The 22,586-nt window shown below is 61.6% G+C and carries 18 protein-coding genes and 1 pseudogene; 10 read left to right on the plus strand and 9 right to left on the minus strand.

Annotated elements, in window-relative coordinates:
- Window positions 1–224, minus strand: a pseudogene (locus M727_RS37520) (MFS transporter); the annotation flags it as partial.
- Window positions 225–697: 473 nt separating this feature from the next.
- Here M727_RS37520 and M727_RS0125885 point away from each other — a divergent pair.
- On the plus strand, window positions 698–1,708 hold the full coding sequence (locus tag M727_RS0125885; protein ID WP_027155065.1) for a DUF4105 domain-containing protein: 1,011 nt from the start codon (window positions 698–700) through the stop codon (window positions 1,706–1,708).
- A 158-nt stretch (window positions 1,709–1,866) separates the two neighbouring features.
- Window positions 1,867–2,721: an aldo/keto reductase gene (locus M727_RS0125890; RefSeq protein ID WP_027155066.1), complete on the plus strand. Its 855-nt coding sequence runs from the start codon at window positions 1,867–1,869 to the stop codon at window positions 2,719–2,721.
- A gap of 113 nt (window positions 2,722–2,834) precedes the next feature.
- On the opposite strand, the gene M727_RS37525 is transcribed toward M727_RS0125890, so the two are convergent.
- From M727_RS37525 to M727_RS0125910, 4 genes are all read right to left on the minus strand, one after another.
- Window positions 2,835–3,110, minus strand: a complete 276-nt coding sequence (locus tag M727_RS37525) for a DUF559 domain-containing protein (protein ID WP_036263515.1) — start codon at window positions 3,108–3,110, stop codon at window positions 2,835–2,837.
- Between the two features lie 47 nt (window positions 3,111–3,157).
- A complete protein-coding gene (locus tag M727_RS0125900) occupies window positions 3,158–3,463 on the minus strand; it encodes a hypothetical protein (protein ID WP_023799134.1) in 306 nt (101 codons plus the stop codon).
- Between the two features lie 138 nt (window positions 3,464–3,601).
- Complete coding sequence (locus tag M727_RS0125905; protein ID WP_027155067.1) at window positions 3,602–4,408, minus strand: class I SAM-dependent methyltransferase; 807 nt, start codon at window positions 4,406–4,408, stop codon at window positions 3,602–3,604.
- Between the two features lie 208 nt (window positions 4,409–4,616).
- Entirely contained in the window at window positions 4,617–5,669 is a 1,053-nt protein-coding gene (locus tag M727_RS0125910; RefSeq protein WP_198032696.1) for an acyltransferase family protein, read from the minus strand.
- 398 nt (window positions 5,670–6,067) lie between these two features.
- Between M727_RS0125910 and M727_RS0125915 the strand changes: the two genes are divergently transcribed.
- Both M727_RS0125915 and M727_RS37530 read left to right on the plus strand, forming a co-directional pair.
- Complete coding sequence (locus M727_RS0125915) at window positions 6,068–6,220, plus strand: hypothetical protein (RefSeq protein ID WP_198032697.1); 153 nt, start codon at window positions 6,068–6,070, stop codon at window positions 6,218–6,220.
- On the plus strand, window positions 6,217–6,618 hold the full coding sequence (locus M727_RS37530) for a DCC1-like thiol-disulfide oxidoreductase family protein (RefSeq protein WP_036263505.1): 402 nt from the start codon (window positions 6,217–6,219) through the stop codon (window positions 6,616–6,618). The genes M727_RS0125915 and M727_RS37530 overlap by 4 nt, the downstream gene beginning before the upstream one ends.
- 196 nt (window positions 6,619–6,814) lie before the next feature.
- Here the strand turns inward: M727_RS37530 and M727_RS0125925 are convergent, their stop codons facing one another.
- Complete coding sequence (locus M727_RS0125925; RefSeq protein ID WP_198032698.1) at window positions 6,815–8,314, minus strand: thiol-disulfide oxidoreductase; 1,500 nt, start codon at window positions 8,312–8,314, stop codon at window positions 6,815–6,817.
- A gap of 389 nt (window positions 8,315–8,703) precedes the next feature.
- On the minus strand, window positions 8,704–8,895 hold the full coding sequence (locus M727_RS0125930; RefSeq protein ID WP_027155071.1) for a hypothetical protein: 192 nt from the start codon (window positions 8,893–8,895) through the stop codon (window positions 8,704–8,706).
- Window positions 8,896–9,699: 804 nt separating this feature from the next.
- On the opposite strand from M727_RS0125930, the gene M727_RS0125935 reads away from it, so the two are divergent.
- The 4 genes from M727_RS0125935 (at window position 9,700) to M727_RS0125950 (ending at window position 17,324) form a co-directional block, all read left to right on the plus strand.
- Window positions 9,700–10,137, plus strand: coding sequence for a response regulator transcription factor (locus tag M727_RS0125935; RefSeq protein WP_245269008.1), 438 nt, complete (start codon window positions 9,700–9,702; stop codon window positions 10,135–10,137).
- A 478-nt stretch (window positions 10,138–10,615) separates the two neighbouring features.
- Complete coding sequence (locus M727_RS0125940; RefSeq protein ID WP_027155073.1) at window positions 10,616–14,167, plus strand: DUF5801 repeats-in-toxin domain-containing protein; 3,552 nt, start codon at window positions 10,616–10,618, stop codon at window positions 14,165–14,167.
- A gap of 77 nt (window positions 14,168–14,244) precedes the next feature.
- On the plus strand, window positions 14,245–15,978 hold the full coding sequence (locus tag M727_RS0125945) for a type I secretion system permease/ATPase (protein WP_027155074.1): 1,734 nt from the start codon (window positions 14,245–14,247) through the stop codon (window positions 15,976–15,978).
- Between the two features lie 14 nt (window positions 15,979–15,992).
- Window positions 15,993–17,324 carry an HlyD family type I secretion periplasmic adaptor subunit gene (locus tag M727_RS0125950; RefSeq protein ID WP_245269009.1) on the plus strand — a complete coding sequence of 444 codons (1,332 nt, stop codon included), beginning with the start codon at window positions 15,993–15,995 and terminating at the stop codon, window positions 17,322–17,324.
- Window positions 17,325–17,415: 91 nt separating this feature from the next.
- On the opposite strand, the gene M727_RS0125955 is transcribed toward M727_RS0125950, so the two are convergent.
- Together M727_RS0125955 and M727_RS0125960 are read right to left on the minus strand one after the other, a co-directional pair.
- The gene (locus tag M727_RS0125955; protein WP_027155076.1) at window positions 17,416–18,666 is read right to left on the minus strand and encodes an FAD-dependent oxidoreductase; all 1,251 of its coding nucleotides are present in this window, start codon (window positions 18,664–18,666) and stop codon (window positions 17,416–17,418) included.
- Window position 18,667: 1 nt separating this feature from the next.
- Window positions 18,668–20,056 (minus strand): PLP-dependent aminotransferase family protein, encoded by a 1,389-nt coding sequence (locus tag M727_RS0125960; protein ID WP_027155077.1) that lies wholly within the window; start codon window positions 20,054–20,056, stop codon window positions 18,668–18,670.
- Between the two features lie 332 nt (window positions 20,057–20,388).
- On the opposite strand from M727_RS0125960, the gene M727_RS37535 reads away from it, so the two are divergent.
- Entirely contained in the window at window positions 20,389–21,531 is a 1,143-nt protein-coding gene (locus M727_RS37535) for an ABC transporter ATP-binding protein (RefSeq protein WP_036263524.1), read from the plus strand.
- A 5-nt stretch (window positions 21,532–21,536) separates the two neighbouring features.
- A complete protein-coding gene (locus tag M727_RS0125970) occupies window positions 21,537–22,586 on the plus strand; it encodes an ABC transporter substrate-binding protein (RefSeq protein WP_051505746.1) in 1,050 nt (349 codons plus the stop codon).

Consider the following 22,586-nt stretch of genomic DNA (forward strand, 5'->3'; position numbering starts at 1 on the left):
TAATCGTGGACCACAGCAAAGGCCGCACCCGTGGCGACCATCAGACTTGCGGCGGCAAGCAGGAGTTGGCGGTGATCGTACCGGGCGCCAAGGAGTCCGACGGCGATGGTCAAGAGCGCTGAACCGAGTAGCGATGCGGTCGCGATGATGCCGACCTGCAGAGGCGTGAAACCCAATGCGAGCAGGTAGACTGGCAACAGAACGGCCACGAACCCATCGCCCATATCGCGCAGGGCTCGGGCCGCAAAAAGAAAGGTCGTCGGGTGGATCCGCTGCACTGGCCTAGCCTACTCTCATGACCTGCGTCGGCGTCACCGCGCTCGGCAGCGACGCTCGGCAAGGCGGAAAGATCATGACGGAGTCGCGTTAGATATTCCAGCGAGGCGAGCATCGGTTTTGTTGGACTGGAACAGAGAGAACCTGTTCCGGGTAGATGGACGGGCGTTTGAGGTACGGATGGATGGATGAAGGAACTTGTTAGGGCCCGTGAGCTCGCACGGTCACTTCATCGAACGGCCGATGCCGAGCGCGTCCGTTTCGCGTGGGCACCTTCTCGCTCGCTCCACGCCTGCGAAATCCGCGGCGAAAATGGTATCGGACCGATTGGTGCTCCAATATGGACATGTAGAGTTGTTGTCTTCGAGCGTTCCGTGAGAAATGGCATCCAGGCAATGACAGACTGCCAGAGGGGGAATAGATGCGTCGCATCGCTCGGATTTCGCTTGCCATCATCCTTTCGCTAGCCGTCGCAATCCTGACTGCCTGGGCCGGACTTGCCATGTGGTATCGTCTGCCTGTGGCTGAGCTTGGACGGGCTCTGGCCGGCGTCCTGTTCACCTTGTTCGGCCTCGCCACTATCATCGCCCTCTTCAGCCGGTTTCGCATCAGGGCGCTTGTCCTGTTTGCAGGTGCGTTAGCTGTGGTTCTGGTTTGGTGGAGCACCATCAGGCTTTTCGATCACGCGGACTGGGCGCCCGACGTCGCCCGTCAGGTAACCGGCACACGCGACGGAAACCTGTTGACGCTGACTGATGTGCGCGACTTCGAGTGGCGTAGCGCTACTGATTTCACCGAACGCTGGACAACGCGGACCTACGACCTCTCCAGCGTTCAGACGGTGGACCTCTTCATGTCTTATTGGTCCGGGACCAAAATCGCCCATGTCATCATAAGCTTCGGCTTTGCAGGAGGTGACTATCTTGCCTGGTCTATTGAGGTGCGGCGCCATGGAGGCGGCAAGTTTTCACCCATGGCAGACCTGTTCAAGAGCAATCCCCTGGTCATTATTGCGGCTGACGAGCGAGACGTCGTCGGCGTCAGGTCAAACGTTCGCGGAGAGGATGTCCAAATCTATCGGCTAAAAGTGTCACCGGAAGCGGCCCGGGCGCTCTTGCTGGAATACGTCTTGGACGCAAATGCACTTTCCACGACTCCAGAATTCTATAATTCCATCACGACGAACTGCACGACCACGATCGTCAAGATGATGCGAGCCGTCGGTGACGTGGTCCCCCTTGACTGGCGCCTCATCGTTAACGGCTATCTTCCCGAATATGCGTATGCACGGGGTGCGCTCGATGTCAGCTTGCCGATGTCGGTTTTGAGGGAGGCAGCCCACATTGACGGCCGTGCGCGGGAGTCGGGCCTTTCGCCAGACTTTTCGAGATCGATCCGGATTGGCGTGCCATCCCCCGGTCCAATTTATTGATCTCTGGAATCGTGTTTGGAAACGCTGGGCGGTTCGAACCGGACCTCATCCCGGCTTCACGGCGCCCTTCTACTTTCTCCACCTGTCGACTCGCATTGGCGGACGCCGCGCCTTGATAAGCACTGCGCCGGGGCGGAGCGATGCAGAAGGACCTGAGCATGCCTGAACAAATTACCCTGACTAAAGTTGAGCAGATCACATTGAACGATGGCTCAGCCATTCCCCAGATCGGCCTTGGCGTTTGGCAGGTCGATCCAGCCATTACGGCCCAAGTCGTGAGTTGGGGAATCGAGGCCGGCTACAGACTGATCGACACCGCCGAAGGCTACCAGAACGAGGAGGGCGTCGGGCAGGCGATCCGCACGGCTGGCGTGCCGAGAAGCGAGCTGTTCATCACCTCGAAGCTGCGAAACGGCGCGCATCAGCGTGACGCCGCCCTGCGGGCTTTCGACGAGACGATGAACAAGCTGGGCATCGAGCAAATCGACCTATTCCTGATCCACTGGCCGGTGCCCAGCCAAGGCAAATATGTCGAGGCGTGGAAGACGCTGATCGAACTCAGGCAATCCGGCCGGATCAAGTCGATTGGCGTTTCGAATTTCAACCAGGACCATCTGGAGCGGATCATCGGCGAGACTGGTGTCACACCCTCAGTCAACCAGATCGAACTCCATCCCCGGTTTCAACAGCGCCAGACCAGAGAATTTCACAGCACGCACAACATCCGCATCGAAAGCTGGAGCCCGCTGGGCAGCGGCCGGCTGTTGAGCGACCCGACCCTCGAAAAGATCGCCGGAAAACACCGCAAGTCCGTGGCGCAGGTGATCATCCGCTGGCATCTTCAGGAAGGGCTGATTGTCATTCCAAAGTCGATCCATCAGGACCGGATTGCCGCCAATTTCGACGTCTTCGATTTCGAGCTGGATTCAAAGGACCTCGAGCTCATTCGAGGCATGGATTCATCAGACGGCCGTACGGGCGCGAACCCGGCCACGGCGGCATTCCTGTTCTGAGGGTCTGAGAGAAGGGAGCCGACAGCGGAGCTGCCAATCTCCCCCCTTGTGGGGGAGATGCCAAGTGGTGGCAAAGAGGGCAGGACAGAGGGGGGCGCTGTCCCGCCGGCGTATCAAGTCGTACCGGCGAGCCCTGCCTCGATCACAATATGCTGGCAGACATTGTCGATGTCGCGAATGACGTCGTCGTTCCAGAAGCGCAGGATGGTCCGGCCGTCTTGTTCAAGACGCTTTGTCCTCGCCTCGTCGCCTGTATTGGCGTCGGCATGCTGCGAACCATCGACTTCGACGACGGGCTTCTTATCCTGACAAGCGAAGTCGACAATGTAACCGGCAATCGGAAATTGAGGTTGGCACTCTACGGCGCCCCCCTCTGTCCTGCCGGACATCTCCCCACTTGGGGGGAGATTGGCAGCTGTGACGATCGCGCTCAGCCTCATATCCCCGACCCATCCAGCAGTGGGACATCTTCTTCGTCCCAAGGGCTCGGCAAAGAACCCTTGCTCAGATTGGCGGTCGGCAGTGGCATCCAGCATTTCAGCTCGGGTTCGGCGTATTCAACCACGCGTCCGGGCGACGAGTCGGAAGCGCGCCAGCCTTCGCTGCCGAACTGGTCGGCTCGAGACCAGTAAGCCAGGTCGACTTCCGCCGGCCCCTGTTCAGACGGCCGAACCGTGACAAGGATTCGGCTGCCATCCCTTGGCGCGCTCGACATGTGACGCCAGCGGTCGGGCTCGTCCATCGTAATCTCCTCGCGCAATCTGCATCTCGGCTGTCCAGACGAATAGTCGCTTCGCGCACAAGGCCGGTCAACCCGAACTTTGCGCCGGCAGTCTATGATTGGCCGCCTGCCGGTTTGGCGCGACATGGCTGCCGGTCATCAGCGCACCTTCGCCTTGACTGCCCAGGCTCTCGTTTTCAGGGGAATGGACCCGTCCTCGCCGCGCGGCAGACTATCGCGGAGCCTCTCCATCAATCTCTGGCGAGCTGCGGGTTCGAGGCTCATGCAATAGCCGGGCGCCGGCCCCGCACCCAGGGTGAAGGGGTGCCAGTAGTCTTGAAAGTCCTTGAACACAGCGGGCATTTCAATCCGGGTGGAGTCGATGGAAACCAGGCCGGCCTTCTCCGCGAGATCGGTCAATCCATCTTGTGTGCAAAATGGAAAACGCCTGTCCTCGGTAAGGTCGATGGCACCGGGGTCAAGCGCCGTTGCAGCGGTCCAGAAGGCCCGCATGAATTCCACCCCGCCGCCAGGATAATCCCACACATAGAATCCAATCGTCGCTCCAGGGCGGGCCACTCGCCGCATCTCGGCGAGCGCCTTTTGCCTGTCGGGGACGAAGTTGAGAACAAGCGCCGACACGACCATGTCCTTGCTGTCCGATTCGACTGCCAAGGCCTGCGCATCGCCTGCGAGAAACGCGACACGCTTGTCCGGCACGTTTGCCCGCGCCTTGGCGAGAAACCCCTCCGACGGGTCTATGGACACCAGGCTCCTGGGATTGCAACGGGCCAGGATGGCTGCCGACAGCGCCCCGGTTCCGCAACCCACTTCCAGCCAGTCCAGACCCTCCACCGCATCGAGCCAATCCAGAAACGGTGGAGCGATCTGACGGCTCCATCGCCCCATATAGAGGTCGTAGCTATCCCCGGCCTGCCAGGCGTCGTGGCGCGTTGCCTCAGCCATCGCATCTCCTCCCCCGCTAATTTCGACCCGTCGGACCGCGAGAATACGCCCGCCGCGCTCGCGGGAACAGGGGCCAGGAAGGTCTGCCCGGAATCGTGCTCGGATGCCCACACGCTCGGCCCCGGGCCGGCAAGGCAGACGATCCGGGCGCTGGACATCTCAGATCCGAAAGCAAACCGCTGCTGCCGTCACCCGGACGCGTTCGTGCTCAGCCTGCCCGGAAGGCGAGGCTCCGCCTCATCAGTTGGATGCTGAGCGCCAGGTCTCCGCTTCCGATGAACCAGGGCGACAGTATCCGGGACGACCTCAGTCCGCGATAGAGCAGATAGGGAAGTCCGAGCGACAGGGCGATCAGCGCCAACTCGGAAGACATCCCGAAGTCACGCAGCGTGAAATGAACGAACTGATGGACGAACATGATCACCAGGGAGGCCGCGCCGATTTCCGCCAGCGGAGCGATGCGCAAGCTCGGCATATGCATGAAGCGGATGAGGGCGAGGATAAAGGTCGAGATCGCCAATGCAACGAGCAGGCCGAGAAGTGGCGGGCCGAAAATGGCGTTCTTCATGCTGAAGGTAAAGTCGGACCCTGTCCGCGCCGCCGCGAGCGCGACCCCGGCAACCGCCACGACAAACACCGCCGACCACAGCGCGCTCATGCCGCGTTCGCGCAGGAAATGTCCGAACCAGAATGCGCCGATGGCGAGCGGCACATTCGTCAGAGCCAGCGGCGCGCGCACCTCCTGCCAGTAGGCCTGGATTGAATAGGCGAGGCCGACGGATGCGCCGACGAAGATCAGCATGCCGGGATCGGTCGGTCCGCTGGTCCTGATCGCGACCTCGTTGTAGACGAGTTGCGTGGCGACGAGGCAGGTGACGAACCAGAACACGCCGAGTTCGCGCGTCAGGTGCCGTCCGCCCAGCAGCGCGTCGATGATGAGTTCCCTGATCTGCCAGGGCGCCGGGGTGTCGCCGCGCAAAAAGTCCACAACGAGCACGCTCGCCATGATCGCGCCGAGAAACATCACATAGGGAATGAGCAGGCCCTGGACGCGCTTCCGGAAAAGCGCCTTCCTCTCCGTGACGGCAAAAAGGTAGCCGGATATGATGAAGAAGAACGGCATGAAGAACAGCGATGCCATAAAGTAAATCGGGTGCGCCCAGCGCCAGGTGCTGTGGTCGAGGACGTGGGCCATGACGACAAGGGTGATTCCCAAGCCCTTGGCGGTGTCCAGCCAGGTCTCACGTATGGGCAGGTTCAACTTCAGCGTTTCCTGGATACGGCTTATCGGCCGGCCCGGTCCTTCGGTTTCGATGGCGATTGTGCACCGCATCATACTTTGTGGCAAGTGCGAACTGGCCCGGCTTGACGGATTGCCGATCGAATTTGCCGCCGACTCAATGTCACATACAGTCGGCGAAATTCTGCATTCCGCTTGATTTTCCGCCGATCTTGACCCATTGTTGCATTGCACAATAACAGGCTGGTGCCGACTATGGCAGTTCAAGCGATAGGAAACCTTGGCCGGCACGGGCTGCCGTTCTTGCAGCCAGGCGGCTGTTGAAATCGATCGCGCTTTGACGTCGGATCGACCAGGTCCGCATCAAGCAGAAAAGGACCAAGATGCTTCGCGACTTGTCCGCCTACAAGAAAATGTTGATGCTCGGCATTGTCGGGCTGGTGCTCGTCGCCATCGTCGACGCCTTCAGCAACCTGCCCGTCGTCTCCGGCTGCGCGTTCTACGGCAATTGCGCGATCGATAGCTCCGTAGAAGCACCGATCGGGCACAGTCAGGATCCGGCGCTGCAATGAAGCCACCCGGGAAGACGGCGCTTATCGTCTATGACGGCGACTGCATCTTCTGCCAGAGCTATGTCCGCTTTGCCCGGCTGCGCGATGCGGTCGGTCCTGTCGAGCTGCTCGACGCGCGCTCCGGCGACCCGCGCGTTGTCGAGTTTCAGCGCCAGGGCTTCGACCTGAACGAGGGCATGCTCTTCGTTTTTGAGGACCGCGTCTACCACGGCGAGGAAGCCATCAATCTCCTGGCGATCCTCAGTTCCTCTTCGACGCTTTTCGGATGGCTCAACCGCAGGATTCTCTCAAACAGGACGGCCGCGCGGCTGATCTATCCGGCGCTCAAGCTCGGACGCCGGGCCACCCTGAGGCTTCGCGGCCGCTCGCTGATTCCTGCCGATCTCGAACGGCGCTAATTCAATTCACGTCGCCCAAAAGCATGCCCTCGGGCCCTGACCCGAGGGTGCGCAGCGGCTTTGCGATAACGACATGAACTTAAAGCGCCGCGTGACTCTTGCAATCGCGACGCGCTTTGGACATTTCACGGCGAAATGGATGGCTTAAGTCGACTGCCCGGCGACATCTATCAGGTTTCGTTCGTGAGAGCGGCGCTCAGTGGGTGCAGGCCTTCGGCCGCGAGAAATCCACCAACTTGAACACAAGCAACTTGCGTTCGATGAGGCTGGGCATTTCGCCCGCGAAGGTCGACGCGTTAGCCCGGGTAATCGTCTCGCCGTCCTTCACGTAAGTCACCCAGGCCTCCGGCTTCCGGCGCAGCTGTTTCTTCAGATCGAGGAGGACGTGGTAATTGCCCGCCAGCGACTGCCGGACGAGATGGGGCTCCGAGGAATCAACGATCTTCACCACCTCGTTTTGATAGTTGAACAGGTATGGTGGCCTGGGAAAGAGCAGATGGTTGGTCTGGCCGGCTTCCGTGTGCAGATTGCTGAACATGTTGATGGAACTCTCCGTCTTGAGCCCGACATAGGGTGACAGGCAGGAGAGGAAGAACAAGCCCGGCACCAAATAGACCCAGAGCGGCTGGCGCGGCGAGGAAACGGTCTGGCAAGGCAGATTCTGCAGAGCCACATGGGCCAGCACGACCATCGCCGCACCGCCCACTACCGCCCAAATGAGGATCCAGACGGAGTGGACCATCATGTCGAAGGAGCGCCCGGGAAAAGCATAGGTGAGCAGAATGACGAGAGTGACCGCGAACAGCATCACGGCCGCGCCCGGCAGCAAGATCCCGATCCGGCCGAACGTCTCGCGCAGCGGATTGGTAAACTCCAGCGAGCTGCGATAGAGCGCCTCGCTGGCGGGCGTGGGGATGCTCAGCACATACAGCGCGAACACCAGGCTGGAAAAGTCCATGTACCAGGAATAGGCCGAGATCGGAATCACGTAATGGAAGACGAGCGCGAGGATGAACCCCACGGCGAAATAGCGCTTCCAGTAGAGAGACACGATCGCGATCGCCTCAATGACGAAGGTGGCGAAGATCGCAAGATACCGGCCAAACAGATTGTCCTCGAGGCCGAACGGACGAGCCAGCGGAGCGTAGAGGCCTACCGCGCAACTCACGGAAGGATCGAGGAAATCGGTGTTGATCTTGTGGAAGATGCCGTAGAAATACATGATGGCGAGCATCGCCCGGGCGACGATCCGGATCTGCTGATAAAGGGCCATCCGGTCCAGGGCGGCGCCGCGGCCAGCGGCCCGTAGATAGAGCACCGCTGCGCTGAGCAGGATAGCCCCATTCATCACCGCCGTGATCGTCTTGTTGTTCGAAGCGACCGGCATGCGCAGCGCGTACAACAGCAGCGATACCATCACGAGCCCGATCAAGAACTCGGTTCGCCGCGGATACAGCAGGAGTAGCAGGCTGAACAGGACGACCGACCAGCTCAGGGCGGCAAAAAGCGGCCCCTTGTAGCCAAGCATGGAATAGATATCACCGGCGATACTGAAGATCGCCGCCATTGCCCAGAAAGGGGCAAATGCGGACAACCCGTCAAATGTGGTGTCCCGTCCGCTGACTTTCGTGATCTTGCCGCGACCAACGTTCCATAACGGCGTCGTGCTCGAGTACTGTGGCTGCCCAATAAACACCAGTTAAGCCCCTCAAGTTCCCCTGCAGGTTCTTTGGCGTCCAACTGGGGACGACTTGCCGCCTTCGGAACCGTTGCTCTATGTTGCAGTGCAATATTGCACTGCAACATCAGCATGAGCGCAGATAAGAGTCAATCCGACGTCGTCGGTAGCTCCTGCTGCCGAGCATCATCCATTGGGAGAGGGTACGGCGGACCCGAAGCGGGATGCGTTTAAATTGAACTGGCCATCCCGTTCCCTTTGTTTCGCCCGCGACTGCATGTCGGTTAAGGCATGCCCTCGGGCCTGACCCGAGGGGGCGCGGCGATGTTAAGACAATGACATGTATGGAAACATGAACTTGAAGCGGCGCATTAATCCTCCGCCTGTGCCGCGCTTTAGGAGTTCGCTCACTGTCGCTGTGTTGCCGTTCTGGGAAATTCCACCACGTCCGCGGGCGGACGCTTGTACTGGGCTGCGACAATTGCATCGATCAGGATGTCCAGGGCGGCACGAGCCGCGCTGCTCGTCTCGTCATCGCCGCGCAAATAGTGGCAGGCTCGTTCAAGATGGAGGTGGGCTGCGGCAAAGTCACTTGTCATGGATTCTCCTTTTGCCCGCCGCCCGACAAGGATGGCCCATTCGATTTACCCAAAGGCGAACATCCACAGCTGGATTTGAATCAAATATGGCCGGTTAACCAGATCTTCAGCATCGCGAGGCGACCTTGCTGCTGCGGACATGTGTTGAGTTCCGCCTCAGGCAACAGACCCGCTCCGGAGACCGGGGCGGGTTTTTGCTTGAATGTCGCCGGGGCAGAATTTGACATGGCTCGACGGCCGGGAGTCCGCCTTGCGTCCAGATTGGCCAACCGACTCTAGCATGCCTGACGTGGAAACCAGCCGGGGATGGAGCTACGCGCGCGCTCTCTTTCGCCCGCCACCAGCAGATCGATGAGGGCGCGCACCCGGTCGGCCTAAAGCGCGCCGCGAGCCGGCCCGACGCAACATCAGCCATGGTATCGATGCTACACGTGCGTGGCAGGCTAGGGCAGCCGGTGCCCGGCATGGCCCTAGCCTGGGCTACTGTTATAGCTGCAGGTATATTAGCGATTTCTTGACAAACGCTCGGAGCTCTGCTTTCCTTGGTTCATTGATAATTAAGTAAGTCGTGCGTTTTTTGGGGACGGTGTTCGCATGTCAACGTTGGTTGTCGCGGACCCGCGGGGGGTATATCTCGCCGGTCTGGAGTGGGTTCTGCGGAAGGCTGGCCACAGCGTTGTGGCAAACTGCCATCGCATAATTGACGTTGTCCCGCATGTAGAGCGTCATCGGCCTGATATTGTCGTCATAGGCGTGGACATTGCCAGTCAGCAGACGGCCAGTCTCTCCTCTCGACTCAGAACTATGAACAGCGCGCTGGGCATAATTTTCATCCTGCAACCAAACGGCGGGTTCGGCGTCAAGGACATACAGGAGCTCGACGCCGACGGTTTGCTGCTGGACGGCATCAGCCATAGCTATCTTGCCGAATGCGTAAATGTCGTAGCGGCCGGTCGAAAATGGGTCGACAACAACATCCTCCAGCATCTTCTAATACCGCGATCGCTGCACCAGGCCGAACACAAGCTCACCGAGCGCGAGAAGGAAGTCGCCGACCTGGTTTCGCGCGGCTTGCGGAACAAGACCATCGCGCAGCGGCTGCATGTTTCCGAAGGCACGGTGAAGATGCACTTGCATCACGTCTACGAGAAGCTCCACCTCGGCAGCAGGGCAGAGCTGGCCTGGGCGGCACATGGCGAAGGCGCCGACCATCGGGGAACAGGCAACAAAGGCCTGCTGTAATATTGCTTTCGACCCGGCGGCGAGGCCGCCGGCGTCGGCAAGCGCCGACAATGGACAGCAAACCGCGTGGCTACCGGGCCCGTCATGCCACAGTGGCAAATTCTCAAGTCGAATCGTGTCGCCGATCTGTCTCTTTTGTTTGAGCATTGGATTTTCCCAAAGCGGTTTCCGCCTTTGGATCATCCAATGCTTTAGCGCGGCTAGCGCAAGCGCCTGTCGCACCCTGATAAATCGAAGGATCTATATCGTTCGATCAGGTGCGGGCATTCACCACAATACTATCGAACCGAGAATGGACGCGTCCTCTCCATCGGCGAACAATAACAATTGAGGGCCGCCAATCAGTACGCGATCGGGGTGCACCCATGCAGGTGCATTCCGGCGTCATCGGATGTCTCAGGTGACTTTGGCCGGATAGTTCGGGGCACCTGGGGGGTGGATCCCTTTTCTTGAAGCGTTTTAACCAAGGAGAATCTCCATGGCACTCGACATCGAGACCCAAGACATCATCATCGACGAGACCACCGGTCTTCAGGACGATGATATTGACCCGTCCGTTTCGCCGCACAGCACCAACGCCACGCTGCTATATCTGCTAAGTCTCGACGATGCGGGCGGGCTGACCTCACCGGAGGTCGCCTTCCAGACCGACTTCGTGGTGGCCTCGGCGAGCGCAGGGGAAACCATCACCTCGGTCGTTCTCGCCCAGAACTCCGACGGGGACCCGTTTTCCACCACCGACGGCGTGAACAGCGGCATTCGGACGGTCGATGGCAATTATGTCTGGCTGTTCCAAGACCCAACTGATCCAAACGTCGTGATCGGCGTCATTGGTACCTCTGATCCGCTCGTCGAGCCCGCTGAGACCGGGCCGCTCGCCTTCTCGTTTGCGCTGATCCCCACCAGCGCCACCAATGCGGACCTGTACACGGTCGAGTATGTGCCGTTGCTCCATCTGGACCCCACCTTGCCGGACGACCAAATCGATCTGACTGATAAGGTGTTCGCCTCTGTCACGGGGACCTCCGTGGTTAATTTCAGCCAGCTTGGTGACGCCCCTCCTGGACACAACAATTGGTATATCCTCGACGCCGACGTAGCGAGCCCGCAGAAGATTCTTGTCACGGCTCACGACAATGGCGTGCAAACTGAAGTCAACATCAGCACGCAAGGCTTCGGTGTCGCATCTCAAGACGTGCGCTTTGGCCGTGAGCTTCAGATCGACCTGATCAACGGCGGCACCCAGAGCGCGGGTAAGAACTTTACCAACGCGCCAATCGCGCCTGACTACATCGACCACATCGAGAACGTCTCCAGCGCGGGTTTTTCAGTCTCGCAGTCCACGCCGACCAACACCGTGGCTGACATCGAGATCCACGCCTATAATAATGACGACAACGCGGAAGGCGCTGCGCTCCCCGGTGATGACAACGATGCGGAGATCAATATCACCGGAGTGACTTTCAAACTGAACGGCGTCGCAACAACAGCCGCGGCCCTGGGCATCACGGTTGATCTCACCGGCACTGGACTGATCCTTCTCGATGTCGGCGAGGGCGTGACGGTCGATTTCACGACCGCAGGCGGGGCTGGCGGAACCTTTGACCGCTTCACCATCAAAAATATCGACACGGAGCATGACTTTTTCGATGTCAAGGAGTTGCACTTTGGCGGTGAAGTAGCCAACGCTCACAACGAAGAGGTCGGCTCCTTCATCAACTTCGACGACGACGGGCCGAGCATTTCGACGACCGGCACCCCGGCGACCCTGACGGTCGACGAGACCGACCTCACGATCGACGCCAGCGCCAGCTTCGCGGCCAACTTCAGCCCGGCCTTCGGCGCCGACGGCGCCGGCACGCTGACCTACGCGCTGAGCGTGGTTGCGGGTCCCTCGGGTTTGGTCGACACGGCGACCAATCAGGCGGTCGTTCTGTCAGTCACCGCCGGCGGCGTCGTTGAAGGCCGCACCGCTGTCAGCGACGACCTGGTGTTCACGGTCAGTGTAGACGGCACCGGCAATGTGACGCTCGACCAGAAGCGTGCGGTCGTGCATACGCCCGAGAGTGGGCCGGACCAGTCGACGACGCTGGCGGCCGCCAACCTCGTTCAGCTCACCGCGACCATCACCGACAAGGACGGGGACGACGAGTCGGCCACCCTCGACATCGGCCAGAACCTCGTCTTCGAGGACGACGCGCCGAGCATCACGGCAAGTGGTACAGAGGCGATTGCCACGGTTGACGAATCTGATCTCGCGACCAACGGCACAGCTAACTTCTCGACAAACTTCAACGGTGTCTATGGTGCCGACGGGGCCGGGACCACGACTTACGCGCTGAGCGTGATCGCGGGCGATTCCGGTCTTGTCGACACGCTGACTGGTGAGGCGGTCAACCTGTCGGTCACTCCCGGCGGCGTTGTCGAGGGCCGTACGGCTATCGGTAACGCGTTGGTGTTCACGGTGACCGTGGACGTCGCCGGCATCGTGACGCTCAACCAGGATCGTGCAGTCATACATGATCCCAATAACGGGCCGAACGATACCGAGACGTTGTCGGCGGATAATCTGGTCCAACTGACGGCGACCATCACCGACAAGGACGGTGATACTGCCGCAGCTGTCCTCAACATCGGCCAGAACCTTGTCTTGACGGATGACGCTCCGACGATCACGGTGCCGTTCGACGGTGACCCCGCTACCGCAGGTATCCAACACGAGACTCTGGCTAACACGCTGAACGCGTCGGGCACCGGAGCCTTCGGGTACGACATCGGCGCGGACAGCCGCCCGGCTTCGTTCTACGACGCCACGCATTCTGACTTTGTCGACGCCAACGGTGCCCTTGCCGGTATCCAGATCGGGCTCACCGGCACGGTCAGCGGCGTGAACCCGGCACCGACGACTCTCCTCTCTCAGGACGTGACGCTCGCGTCGGAGAGTGACACCTCCGCGACGTTCAACTTCACCTTCACCTACGACACGGACCCGGCGGCTGGCGACCAGACGGGCACGGCGGGCGGCACCCTTGTTTTCGACAAGGTCGCCGACACTTACACCATCAACCTGACCGACCCGCTCGAAGGCTTCAGCTTCGACGTTATCCACACCAGTGAGCTCTTGTCCAAGCAGCCCACGAGCAACACGGGCCACCCGCCGATCGTGTTGGAAAAGTTGCAGGCGGATGACCCGGACACGGACCCTGACGAAGACTTCTTCGTGCAGTTCACGGGCAACGCGATCAACAACGCCAACCCGTCGTTCAGCTTGACGAACAATGGCGAGGGGTCATCCGCTGACTCCGTGTTCAACGGCGTTCCTCCTCACGAGATGGTGAGTAACGCCAATGAAACGTGGGTGTCTGCGACGCGGAGCACCAACGGTGTCGCCGGTGACACGATCCAGAAAAACGAACTGCTCACGTTGCGGTTCTTCAACAGCGACGTCGGAATCGCCACCGAGGCTACCACCCCGACGGCGACCGCCGGCACCATGGCCATCAAGTTCGACGGCATCGGCAACAGCGAGGACCTGATGCTGATCCTCGACCTGATCGACAAGAACGGTGCCGACAACATCGCCGGCACCGCGGACGACAACTCCACGATCACGCGGGCTGTGTACGTGTCGAACGCCGACATCTTCAAGACGGGTCAGGTCCCGGCCCCGTACAGTAGCGAGTTCACGCTCGACAATAACGACGGCCTCGTGATCATCGAGCAGAACGACTACAACGCAGCCGGCGAAGACTATGTGATGCAGGGTGCCCAGATCATGCAGTCGGGCAACGGGATCACCGGCACTGCGATCGACCTGACTAGGGCGACCGGCGCTGGCGGCGGCAGCAATGCGACCACCAACCTTGTGGCCTTCGACGCCACCGATAACGACGTGCTGAAGATCACGGACATCGGCTTCACCACGACCGTGACCCAGACGCCGGATGCCAACCTCGACTTCGCCTTCCAAGTGGAGGACGCGGACGCGGACCAGACAGCGATACAGCACATACTTGTTGACGTCGCCTGACACTTGTCCAACGGGGGCAGCTAATGCTGCCCCCGTACTGCCACCCGCGATCTGTTGCACGAGATGTCATCCAAATGATGAAAGCCAACCAACAACAGCCCCCTGCCCTGCAGGTGGTGATGAAAGAGGCCAGACGCGCGATCCGGCCGCTTATCTGGTTCAGCGGCGGCATCAACGTGCTGATGCTGACCGGGGCGCTTTATATGCTCCAAGTCTATCAGCGCGTGTTGTCCAGCCACAGCCTGGAGACGTTGGTGATGCTGTCGCTGATGGCGGCAGGGGCACTCGCGACAATGGCGGCGCTGGAGGTGGTGCGCGGGCGTCTTCTGGCTACCGTCGGATCGTGGATGAACGCGCGGTTGGCACCAGTTCTCCTGACCGCCTCGGTAGAATATGCCGCCTCGGCGCCCGGTCAGGCCAACGCCCGTCCGCTGCGCGACCTGGATCAAGTACGGAATTTCTTCACCAGCCCGAGCATCTTCCCGATCCTTGACGCGCCTTGGGCACCACTATTTTTCATCGCCATATTCTTTATGCACCCTTGGCTGGGTTGGTTGGCGCTGGTCGGCGGGATCGTGTTATTTGCGTTGGCGTTGCTCAACGAACACCTCACACGCAAGCCGCTGACCGAGGCCGCAAGCGCACAGTCGCGGGCATACGTGCAGGCTGAGGCGGCGATCCGCAACGCCGAGGTCGTACAGGCGATGGGCATGTTAAAGCCGCTGCTGGAGGGCTGGAAGGCGCAGCAGGACGAGGCAAACAAAGGACAAGTTCTTGCTGCCAACCGTGGCGGCGTCATCGCGGCCATCGCGCGTTGTCACCGGCTGGCCCTGCAAATGGCCATACTGGGCCTTGGTGCTTATCTAGTACTTCGGAACGAGGCTTCACCCGCTATCATGATCTCCGCCGCAATCCTGATGGGTCGCGCGTTGTCTCCGGTCGAGCAAGCGATCGGCACATGGAAGGCGACGGTCGGCGCGCGTGCCGCTTACCGGCGTCTCACCGCAGTCGCCGGACAGCACCCGGAGGCCACACCGGTTCTGCCACTACCACGTCCGAAAGGTAAGTTTGAGGTCGAGAACATCGTACTCGCCCGACAGGGTGGCGAGCCTATCCTGAAAGGGATTAACTTCCAGCTCAAGCCGGGTGAAGCAATGGCGTTGATCGGCCCGAGCGCGGCCGGCAAGACGAGTCTGGCGCGAATACTGGCCGGTGCTTGGCGTCCATCCGGGGGGCGTGCATTACTGGACGGCATGGACGTTGCCCAATGGGCGGCGGAGGACCGTGGTCATTATGTCGGTTACTTGCCGCAGGACATCGAGCTCTTCGCCGGTACCGTCTCCGAAAACATCTGCCGCTTCGCGCAGCTCAATCCAGCGGTCTTCAACAACGTGGTCAAGGCCGCGCAGTTGGCGGGAGTTCACGAACTGATCAAAGGACTGCCGAAGGGTTACGCCACCGAGATCGGCGAATCCGGCGCGGTGCTGTCAGGCGGGCAGCGCCAACGCATCGGGTTGGCACGGGCACTCTACGGCGACCCGGCACTCATTATCTTGGACGAGCCCAATTCCAACCTCGACCGCGAGGGTGAGGACGCATTGATCGCAGCCCTCAGCACGGTCAAGGCGGCGGGCACGACCATTGTCCTGATCGCGCACCGACCGAACATCATGGAGAAGGTTGACAAGATATTGGTCCTCAATCGGGGCCAACAAGACCTCTTCGGTCCACGTGACTATGTCTTCAACGAACTCGCCGCGCGCATCCGCAAGGTGAGTCAGACGCCAACTATAGTGGCGAACCAGGCATGAAAACGAGAACAGATATGAACGTCGTGCCGTTACCTGTCCCGCCACCCTCCGTACTGGAACCGGTACCCCTGCGTCTCACGGGCGTGACGCGCACCGGGTTCGCGATCATGTTCCTGTTCTTCGGCGTGGCCGGGGGTTGGGCGGCGCTGGCACCGTTGGACAGCGCCGCAGTGGCTCCGGGCGTTATCAAGGTCGCCGGCGACCGCAAGCTCATCCAGCACCTCGAGGGCGGCATCATCGCGGAGTTGAACGCCGCCAACGGTGATATCGTCAAGGCGGGCAAGGTCCTCATCCGACTCGACGACACACAGGCAAAGACGCAGCTTGACCTGCTCCAGAACCGGATAGCAACGCGTGAGGCGCTGGCCGCGCGTCTCAGGACTGAGCGTGACGGCAAGGCCGAGATCGAGTTTGATCCGGCGTTGCTCGCAAACCCCGCCACTGCCGCAAAGGATGCGGTGGCCGCACAGCGTGACGTGTTCGCGGCGAAGCACCACAACTTGAAGGACGAGCGGGAAATGCTCAGTCAGCGCCGTCACCAGACCGAGGAAGAGATAACGGGACTGGAGCAGCTTATCGTCACCGAGGACAAGCAGATCGAGGCGATCGAGGGTGAAAGCAAGGATCTTGAGAGTCTGCTCAAGAGGGGGCTGACCACCCGCGAGCGGAACCTGTTGCTCAGACGACAACAGCGGGAGATCGAGGGGGAGCGCGCTACCAACGTTGCGGCAATCGCTCGTGCCAGAAGCGCCATGGCCGAGATTGGCATGCAAATCTTGAACCTCAACACAGTGCGGCTGAACGAGGCCGTCGAGGAGTTGAGCAAGGTCGAGGCGGAGTTGTTTGACCTCAGACAGGAGGAGCGTTCCGCCAAAGACGTGCTTGCCCGTACCAATGTCGTCGCACCAGTTGACGGCATCGTCATGGAGCTGAAGGTCCACACTGCGGGCGGTGTCGTGAAACCCGGTGAGACGTTGATGACAATCGTGCCGCTCGGACAGCAACTCGTGGTCGAGGCTATGGTCAAACCAGAGGATGTCGAGACGATCGCCCCCGGACAGCGCGCGCGCGTCAGCTTCCCGGCCTTCGCCCGCTACAACCTGCCGCCACTCGACGGCGTCGTGGGGATCGTGTCGGCTGACCGCATGGTGGAGGAGCGCAGCGGGGCACCGTATTTCGCCGCGATCGTGTTGATCGACAAGAGCGAACTCGCCAAGCTGGAGGGCCGTAAGCTGCTGCCCGGCATGTCGAGCGAGACGATGATCCGGACGGGTGCTCGCACCGTGCTTTCTTACCTCGCTGAGCCGATCACGCAGAACTTCCGCCGAGCCATGCGGGAAAAATAGTCACCTCTACTACCCGAGCCGAAGGCAGAACTCGCCGGCCTTTGCCGTGCTGGTCGACGCGCTGCGCTATCGCGGCCGAGCCGACGTACCTTCATGCATCGAAGCGGTCCGCTGCAAAGGGTGCGAGGCGGTCAGGATCGCCGCGTCCGGCAACCAGGTCGGCAACCAAGCGGGCCGTGATCGGCGCCAGAGTGAGGCCGAGATGACCGTGACCGAAGGCATGGATCACCCTGGGGCTGCCACGTGACCGACCGATGACGGGCCGGGAATCGGGCAGCGACGGCCGGAACCCGAGCCATTCGGATGAGGTCCGGCCGAGTGAGGGGAAGAACTGCCTGACACCGCGATCCAGCAGCGCCAGCCGGCGCGGATTTGCCGGCGCTGCAAGCCCGCCGAGCTCGACGGTTCCGGCGACACGCAGCCGGCCGGCCATCGGCGTCATGTAAAAGCCGAGATCGACGGGACAGACCGGACGATTGAGCAAAGGCGCTTCGGTCGGGAATTCGAGATGATAGCCGCGTTCGGTCTCGAGCGGGATGCTGTCGCCGGCCTGCATCGCCAATGCCCGCGATTGCGCACCCGCGGCGATCACCACCGTGCTCGCCTTGATGCGAAGGCCGCAACCGCTGAGCCTGGCACCGTCAGCCTCGACCTGCAGCCCTGATATGGCAGCCTGCGCCACCGACACGCCGCGGGCGGTTGCGGCATCGAGCAGCCGCCGCATCAGCGTCTTTGGATCGGTGACGTTCATCGAATCCGGGAAGTACAGTCCGCGGGCCCCGGCCGGCGGCAGGCTCGGCTCCAGCGCGGCCACCTCTGCCGGCGTCAGAACCTCCTGATGCACGCCAAACCCGGCGCGCAACGCCCTGCCCCCAGCGGCCTTGGCGAAATCGCTCTCGCGACGATACAGGTAGAGGCAGCCGTTGCGGCGCAGCAGGTCGGCCATATCGGCCTCTTTCACCATCTCCTCCCAGGCCGGCAGGGCCTCAGCCAGAAGCCCGGCGAGCGCCATCGCGTTGGCGCGGGTGGCCGCCGGAAGCGACTCTCTGACAAAACTGACCAGCCACGGCGCCAACTGGAACAGAGCCGGCCAGCGCAGCGAAAAAGGGCTGTCTGGATCGAGCAGCAGTTTTGGCAATTGGCGCAGCACGGCCGGGTTGCCGACCGGCATGCAGGCATATTCGGCAATCGTTCCGGCATTGCCGAACGAGGCGCCCGAGCCAGGCTCGTTGGGGTCGATGAGCAGCACCTCGCGCCCCTCGGCCGCAAGCCGGAGTGCCGTTGCCAAACCGACGATGCCGGCGCCGACTATGGCGACTTCCACGGTTTCCGGTGCTGCCATCCTAGACGAAGCCGGGCAGTTGCAGATGGCCGGCCGATAACAGTTCAGCCATGGTATTCAGGGCCGCGCGCAGATCATCGAGCGAGCGCGCGGCGCCAACATTGATGCGCACCCCGTGCTGCACCGGTTCGCGGCCGACAGCGAAGGCATCCCCAGGCAGGACTGCAACACCACGTTCCAGGCAGGTGCGAGCGAAACCCGCGCCCCGCCAGGGTTCTGGAAGACGCAGCCAGGCATGGGTCGAGATGGCGTGGCTCTGGACATCGTAGCGGCCGAGGATTTCGGTCAGCACGGCTTGGCGCTGGCGAAGTTCCTGCTTCTGGGCTTCGATGATGCGTGCCGCCGCGCCCTCCTCTATCAGCCTCGCGCCGATCAGCGCCGTCAAGGGACTGATGCTCCAGCAGTTGATGCGCAAAGCCGCGGCGACCTGGCCGGCTATGGCGCGTGGCGCGATCACAAAACCGAGGCGCAGTCCTGGGGCAAGGCATTTCGACAAGGCGCCGACATGGATCGTCAGTTCGGGCTCGAGGCTGGCAAGCGACGGCGGCGGATTGTCCGCCAGCGGCCGGTAGACGTCGTCCTCGATGATGAGGACGTTGTGGCGTCGGGCGACAGCCACCAGCTCGTGCCGGCGCTCCTCGGATAGCGTGATGGTCGTTGGGTTGTGCAGGGTCGGCACCAGGAAGACCGCGCGCGGGCGGAGCTGCGCGCAGGCCGTCTCGAACGCGTCGGCCCGCATGCCGCCGCGGTCCATGGCGACGCCTCTGAGGTCGAGCCCATGCACCCGGCACAGGGCGTTGATGCCCTGATAGGTCACTTCGTCGGCGAGTACGACCTCGCCCTGCCTGGTCACCGCGCCAAGCACGCAATCCAGCCCATGCTGGGCGCCCGCCGCCAGCACCATCCGGCCGGGATCGCCGTCACCAGCCACCGGCCGCATCCACTCGGCGATTGCCGCCCTCGCCCAAAGCGGCCCCTCGGGCGGGTGATAGTCCTGAAGCGTGGCGTAGTGCCGGTCCTTGGCCAAGCGCGGCAGCAGCAGGGCCAGGGCATCGAGATAGGCCGAGGTCGCTGGTCTGTTGACGGAAAGATCGATGACGCCGCTGTCTTCGCTCGGCGCCGACACGAAACCTGGTCCTTCGCCGCCGTTGCGGGCGGCGACCGTGGTGCCGCGTCCGGGCCGCGCTTCAAGCAGGCCGCGCTGCTGCAGTGTCGACAGCGCGCGCGTCACCGTGGTGACGTTGATGCCAAGTGCGCGAGCAATCTCGCGCTGCGGCGGCAGCCGGTCTCCAACTGCAAGCGTGCCGGCTGCAATCCGTTCGGCAATAGCGTCAGCAAGGCGCCGGTAGACCGGGCCTTCATCCGAGGCGAGTTGCAGGTCCTGAAGCATCCGGATTGGCGGTTTCGGTGTGTTGACGCTCTGGCTACCGGCGCATCTAGCATAAGACAATGCTCCGGACAATAGCACTTGTCCGGTACCTGTTTTCAAAATCCGGTTGGAAAATCTCACACAATCCCGAAGAAATCCGCTTGACGGGCAAACTTGTCTGCATCTATGCTGCTTTAGCGATTGATTGTGTGAGCATACAAGTTTGGTTGCCGCCCTTGCGCGGCCAGCGTCATGCGAGACCGACACATGCACAGCAAGCACCACCTCGTTTCGACAAGCGGCCATTGCCGCCGCTCAACGGATTTCCGTTCGTGATCGCCGAAGCGACAGTCCTGTCAACCGATAGTGCCGCTGCGGCACCAGGCGCCCGCCGGCAGGGATTTGTCGAATTCGTCGATGTCGAGAAATCCTATGACGGCCGCACTTTCGCGGTAACACGGCTGAATCTCAGCGTGGCGCGCGGCGAGTTCCTCACCCTTCTCGGCCCCTCAGGCTCGGGCAAGACGACGACGCTCAACATGCTTGCCGGGTTCGAACGGCCGACCAGCGGCGTCATTACGCTTGAAGGCCGGTCGGTCGACAGGCTGCCACCCTACGAACGCAACATCGGCATGGTGTTCCAGAACTACGCGCTGTTTCCGCACATGAGCGTTGAGGAGAACGTCGCCTTCCCGCTCTCGGTCCGCAAGATCACCAAGGCGGACGTTGCATCCCGCGTCGGCCGCGCACTCGATATGGTGCGGCTGCGGCAGTTCGGCGACCGGCGGCCGGCACAGCTTTCCGGCGGCCAGCAGCAGCGTGTCGCGCTTGCCCGCGCGCTGGTGTTCGAGCCAAGCCTGGTGCTGATGGACGAGCCGCTCGGCGCGCTCGACAAGAAGCTGCGCGAGCACATGCAGATCGAGATCAAGCAGCTGCACACCATGCTCGGCGTCACCATCGTCTATGTGACGCACGACCAGAGCGAGGCGCTGACCATGTCGGACCGCGTTGCCGTATTCAACAATGGCGGGATTGCCCAGCTCGGTTCGCCCGACGATCTCTACAACACGCCAGAGAGCTCGTTCGTCGCCAGCTTCATCGGCGAGAACAACACGCTGGAAGGCAAGGTCGAGCGCGTCTCCGGCAAGGAGTGCCGCGTCGCGCTGCACGGCGGCGGTTCGGTCTCCGCGCTGGCCATCGGCGTCGCCGAAGGCGTGGCTTGCCATGTCGCCATCCGCCCGGAACGGTTGAAGCTTGCGCCCGCTTCGAACGGAGCAAATGCGTTAGCCGCCACGGTCGATGGCCGCATTTATCTCGGCGACCACCAGCGCCTTCTGGCCAGGCTGGAAAGCGGCCAGCTGCTGACCGTCAAGGTCGGCCCCGAAGCGACCATGGGCAACGGGGAACCGGTCACGGTTTCCTGCGCGCCCACCGACTGCCGCGCCTTTCCGGCCGATGCCGGAACGGGCGGTTCCATCTCGAAAACAGGGGAATAAGAACAATGAAAATCACAAAAGCCCGGCTGTTCGCCTTCGCGGCAGCCACAGCATTCATCACCATGGGAAATGCCGCTTTCGCGGAAGAGCTTTCGATCATGGCCAGCGGCGGCGCCTGGCAGGATGCCCAGCGCAAGGCATGGTTCGAGCCGTTCAGCAAGGAAACCGGGATCAAGATCGTCGAGCAGGAATATCTTGGCGATCTCGGCAAGGTCAAAGCGATGGTCGATACCGGCAACGTGCCGATCGATCTGGTGACGGTCGAGACCGCGACCGTGCTGCAGGGTTGCGACGCCGGCATTCTCGAGCGGCTCGACTATTCCAGGATCGCCCCGCGTGAAAAGTTCATCGAAGGTTCGGCGCTCGACTGCGGCGTCGGTCTCGACGCCTATGGCGATGTCCTTGCCTATGACCCCAACGTGCTGAAGGAGGCGCCAACCTCGGTCCTCGACATCTTCGACACGACGAAGTTTCCGGGCAAGCGCGCGATGCGCAAGTTTCCGGCACAGAACCTCGAATGGGCACTGATGGCCGACGGGGTCGCGGCGGCCGATGTCTACGAGGTGCTGGCAACCCCCGAAGGCGTCAACCGCGCTTTCAAGAAGCTCGACACCATCAAGCAGGACATCGTCTGGTGGGATGCCGGCGCACAGCCGCCGCAGCTCCTCGCATCCAAGGAAGTGGTGATGACCACCGCCTGGAACGGCCGTATCCAGAACGCCATCGACAAGGACGGGGCGCCGTTCAAGATCGTCTGGAACAACCAGATCCTCGAATATGATATGATCGCCATTCCGAAGGGCGCCAAGAACCCGGATCTGGCCTACAAATACCTTGCCTATATCAGCCAGCCGGAAATCAACGCCAAGCTCGCCAGCTACATCACCTACGGGCCGGTGCGCATCGATGCGGCCTCCTTCGTCGCGCCGGACGCCCTGCCGAAATTGCCGAACGCACCCGACCACATGACCGCTTACCTGGTCGCCGATACCGAATTCTGGGGCGACTATGGCGAGGATCTGGTCAAGCGCTTCAACGCCTGGCTCGCGCAGTAG

This window comes from Mesorhizobium sp. WSM2561, from assembly GCF_000513915.1.
In the GTDB taxonomy this organism is placed as follows: domain Bacteria; phylum Pseudomonadota; class Alphaproteobacteria; order Rhizobiales; family Rhizobiaceae; genus Mesorhizobium; species Mesorhizobium muleiense.

Coding starts and splice junctions, on each gene's coding strand:
- M727_RS0125885 (WP_027155065.1), top strand. CDS start 698: ATGCGTCGCATCGCTCGGATTTCGCTTGCCATCATCCTTTCGCTAGCC.
- M727_RS0125890 (WP_027155066.1), top strand. CDS start 1,867: ATGCCTGAACAAATTACCCTGACTAAAGTTGAGCAGATCACATTGAAC.
- M727_RS37525 (WP_036263515.1), bottom strand. CDS start 3,110: ATGTCCGGCAGGACAGAGGGGGGCGCCGTAGAGTGCCAACCTCAATTT.
- M727_RS0125900 (WP_023799134.1), bottom strand. CDS start 3,463: ATGGACGAGCCCGACCGCTGGCGTCACATGTCGAGCGCGCCAAGGGAT.
- M727_RS0125905 (WP_027155067.1), bottom strand. CDS start 4,408: ATGGCTGAGGCAACGCGCCACGACGCCTGGCAGGCCGGGGATAGCTAC.
- M727_RS0125915 (WP_198032697.1), top strand. CDS start 6,068: ATGCTCGGCATTGTCGGGCTGGTGCTCGTCGCCATCGTCGACGCCTTC.
- M727_RS37530 (WP_036263505.1), top strand. CDS start 6,217: ATGAAGCCACCCGGGAAGACGGCGCTTATCGTCTATGACGGCGACTGC.
- M727_RS0125930 (WP_027155071.1), bottom strand. CDS start 8,895: ATGACAAGTGACTTTGCCGCAGCCCACCTCCATCTTGAACGAGCCTGC.
- M727_RS0125935 (WP_245269008.1), top strand. CDS start 9,700: ATGAACAGCGCGCTGGGCATAATTTTCATCCTGCAACCAAACGGCGGG.
- M727_RS0125940 (WP_027155073.1), top strand. CDS start 10,616: ATGGCACTCGACATCGAGACCCAAGACATCATCATCGACGAGACCACC.
- M727_RS0125945 (WP_027155074.1), top strand. CDS start 14,245: ATGAAAGCCAACCAACAACAGCCCCCTGCCCTGCAGGTGGTGATGAAA.
- M727_RS0125950 (WP_245269009.1), top strand. CDS start 15,993: ATGAACGTCGTGCCGTTACCTGTCCCGCCACCCTCCGTACTGGAACCG.
- M727_RS0125955 (WP_027155076.1), bottom strand. CDS start 18,666: ATGGCAGCACCGGAAACCGTGGAAGTCGCCATAGTCGGCGCCGGCATC.
- M727_RS0125960 (WP_027155077.1), bottom strand. CDS start 20,056: ATGCTTCAGGACCTGCAACTCGCCTCGGATGAAGGCCCGGTCTACCGG.
- M727_RS0125970 (WP_051505746.1), top strand. CDS start 21,537: ATGAAAATCACAAAAGCCCGGCTGTTCGCCTTCGCGGCAGCCACAGCA.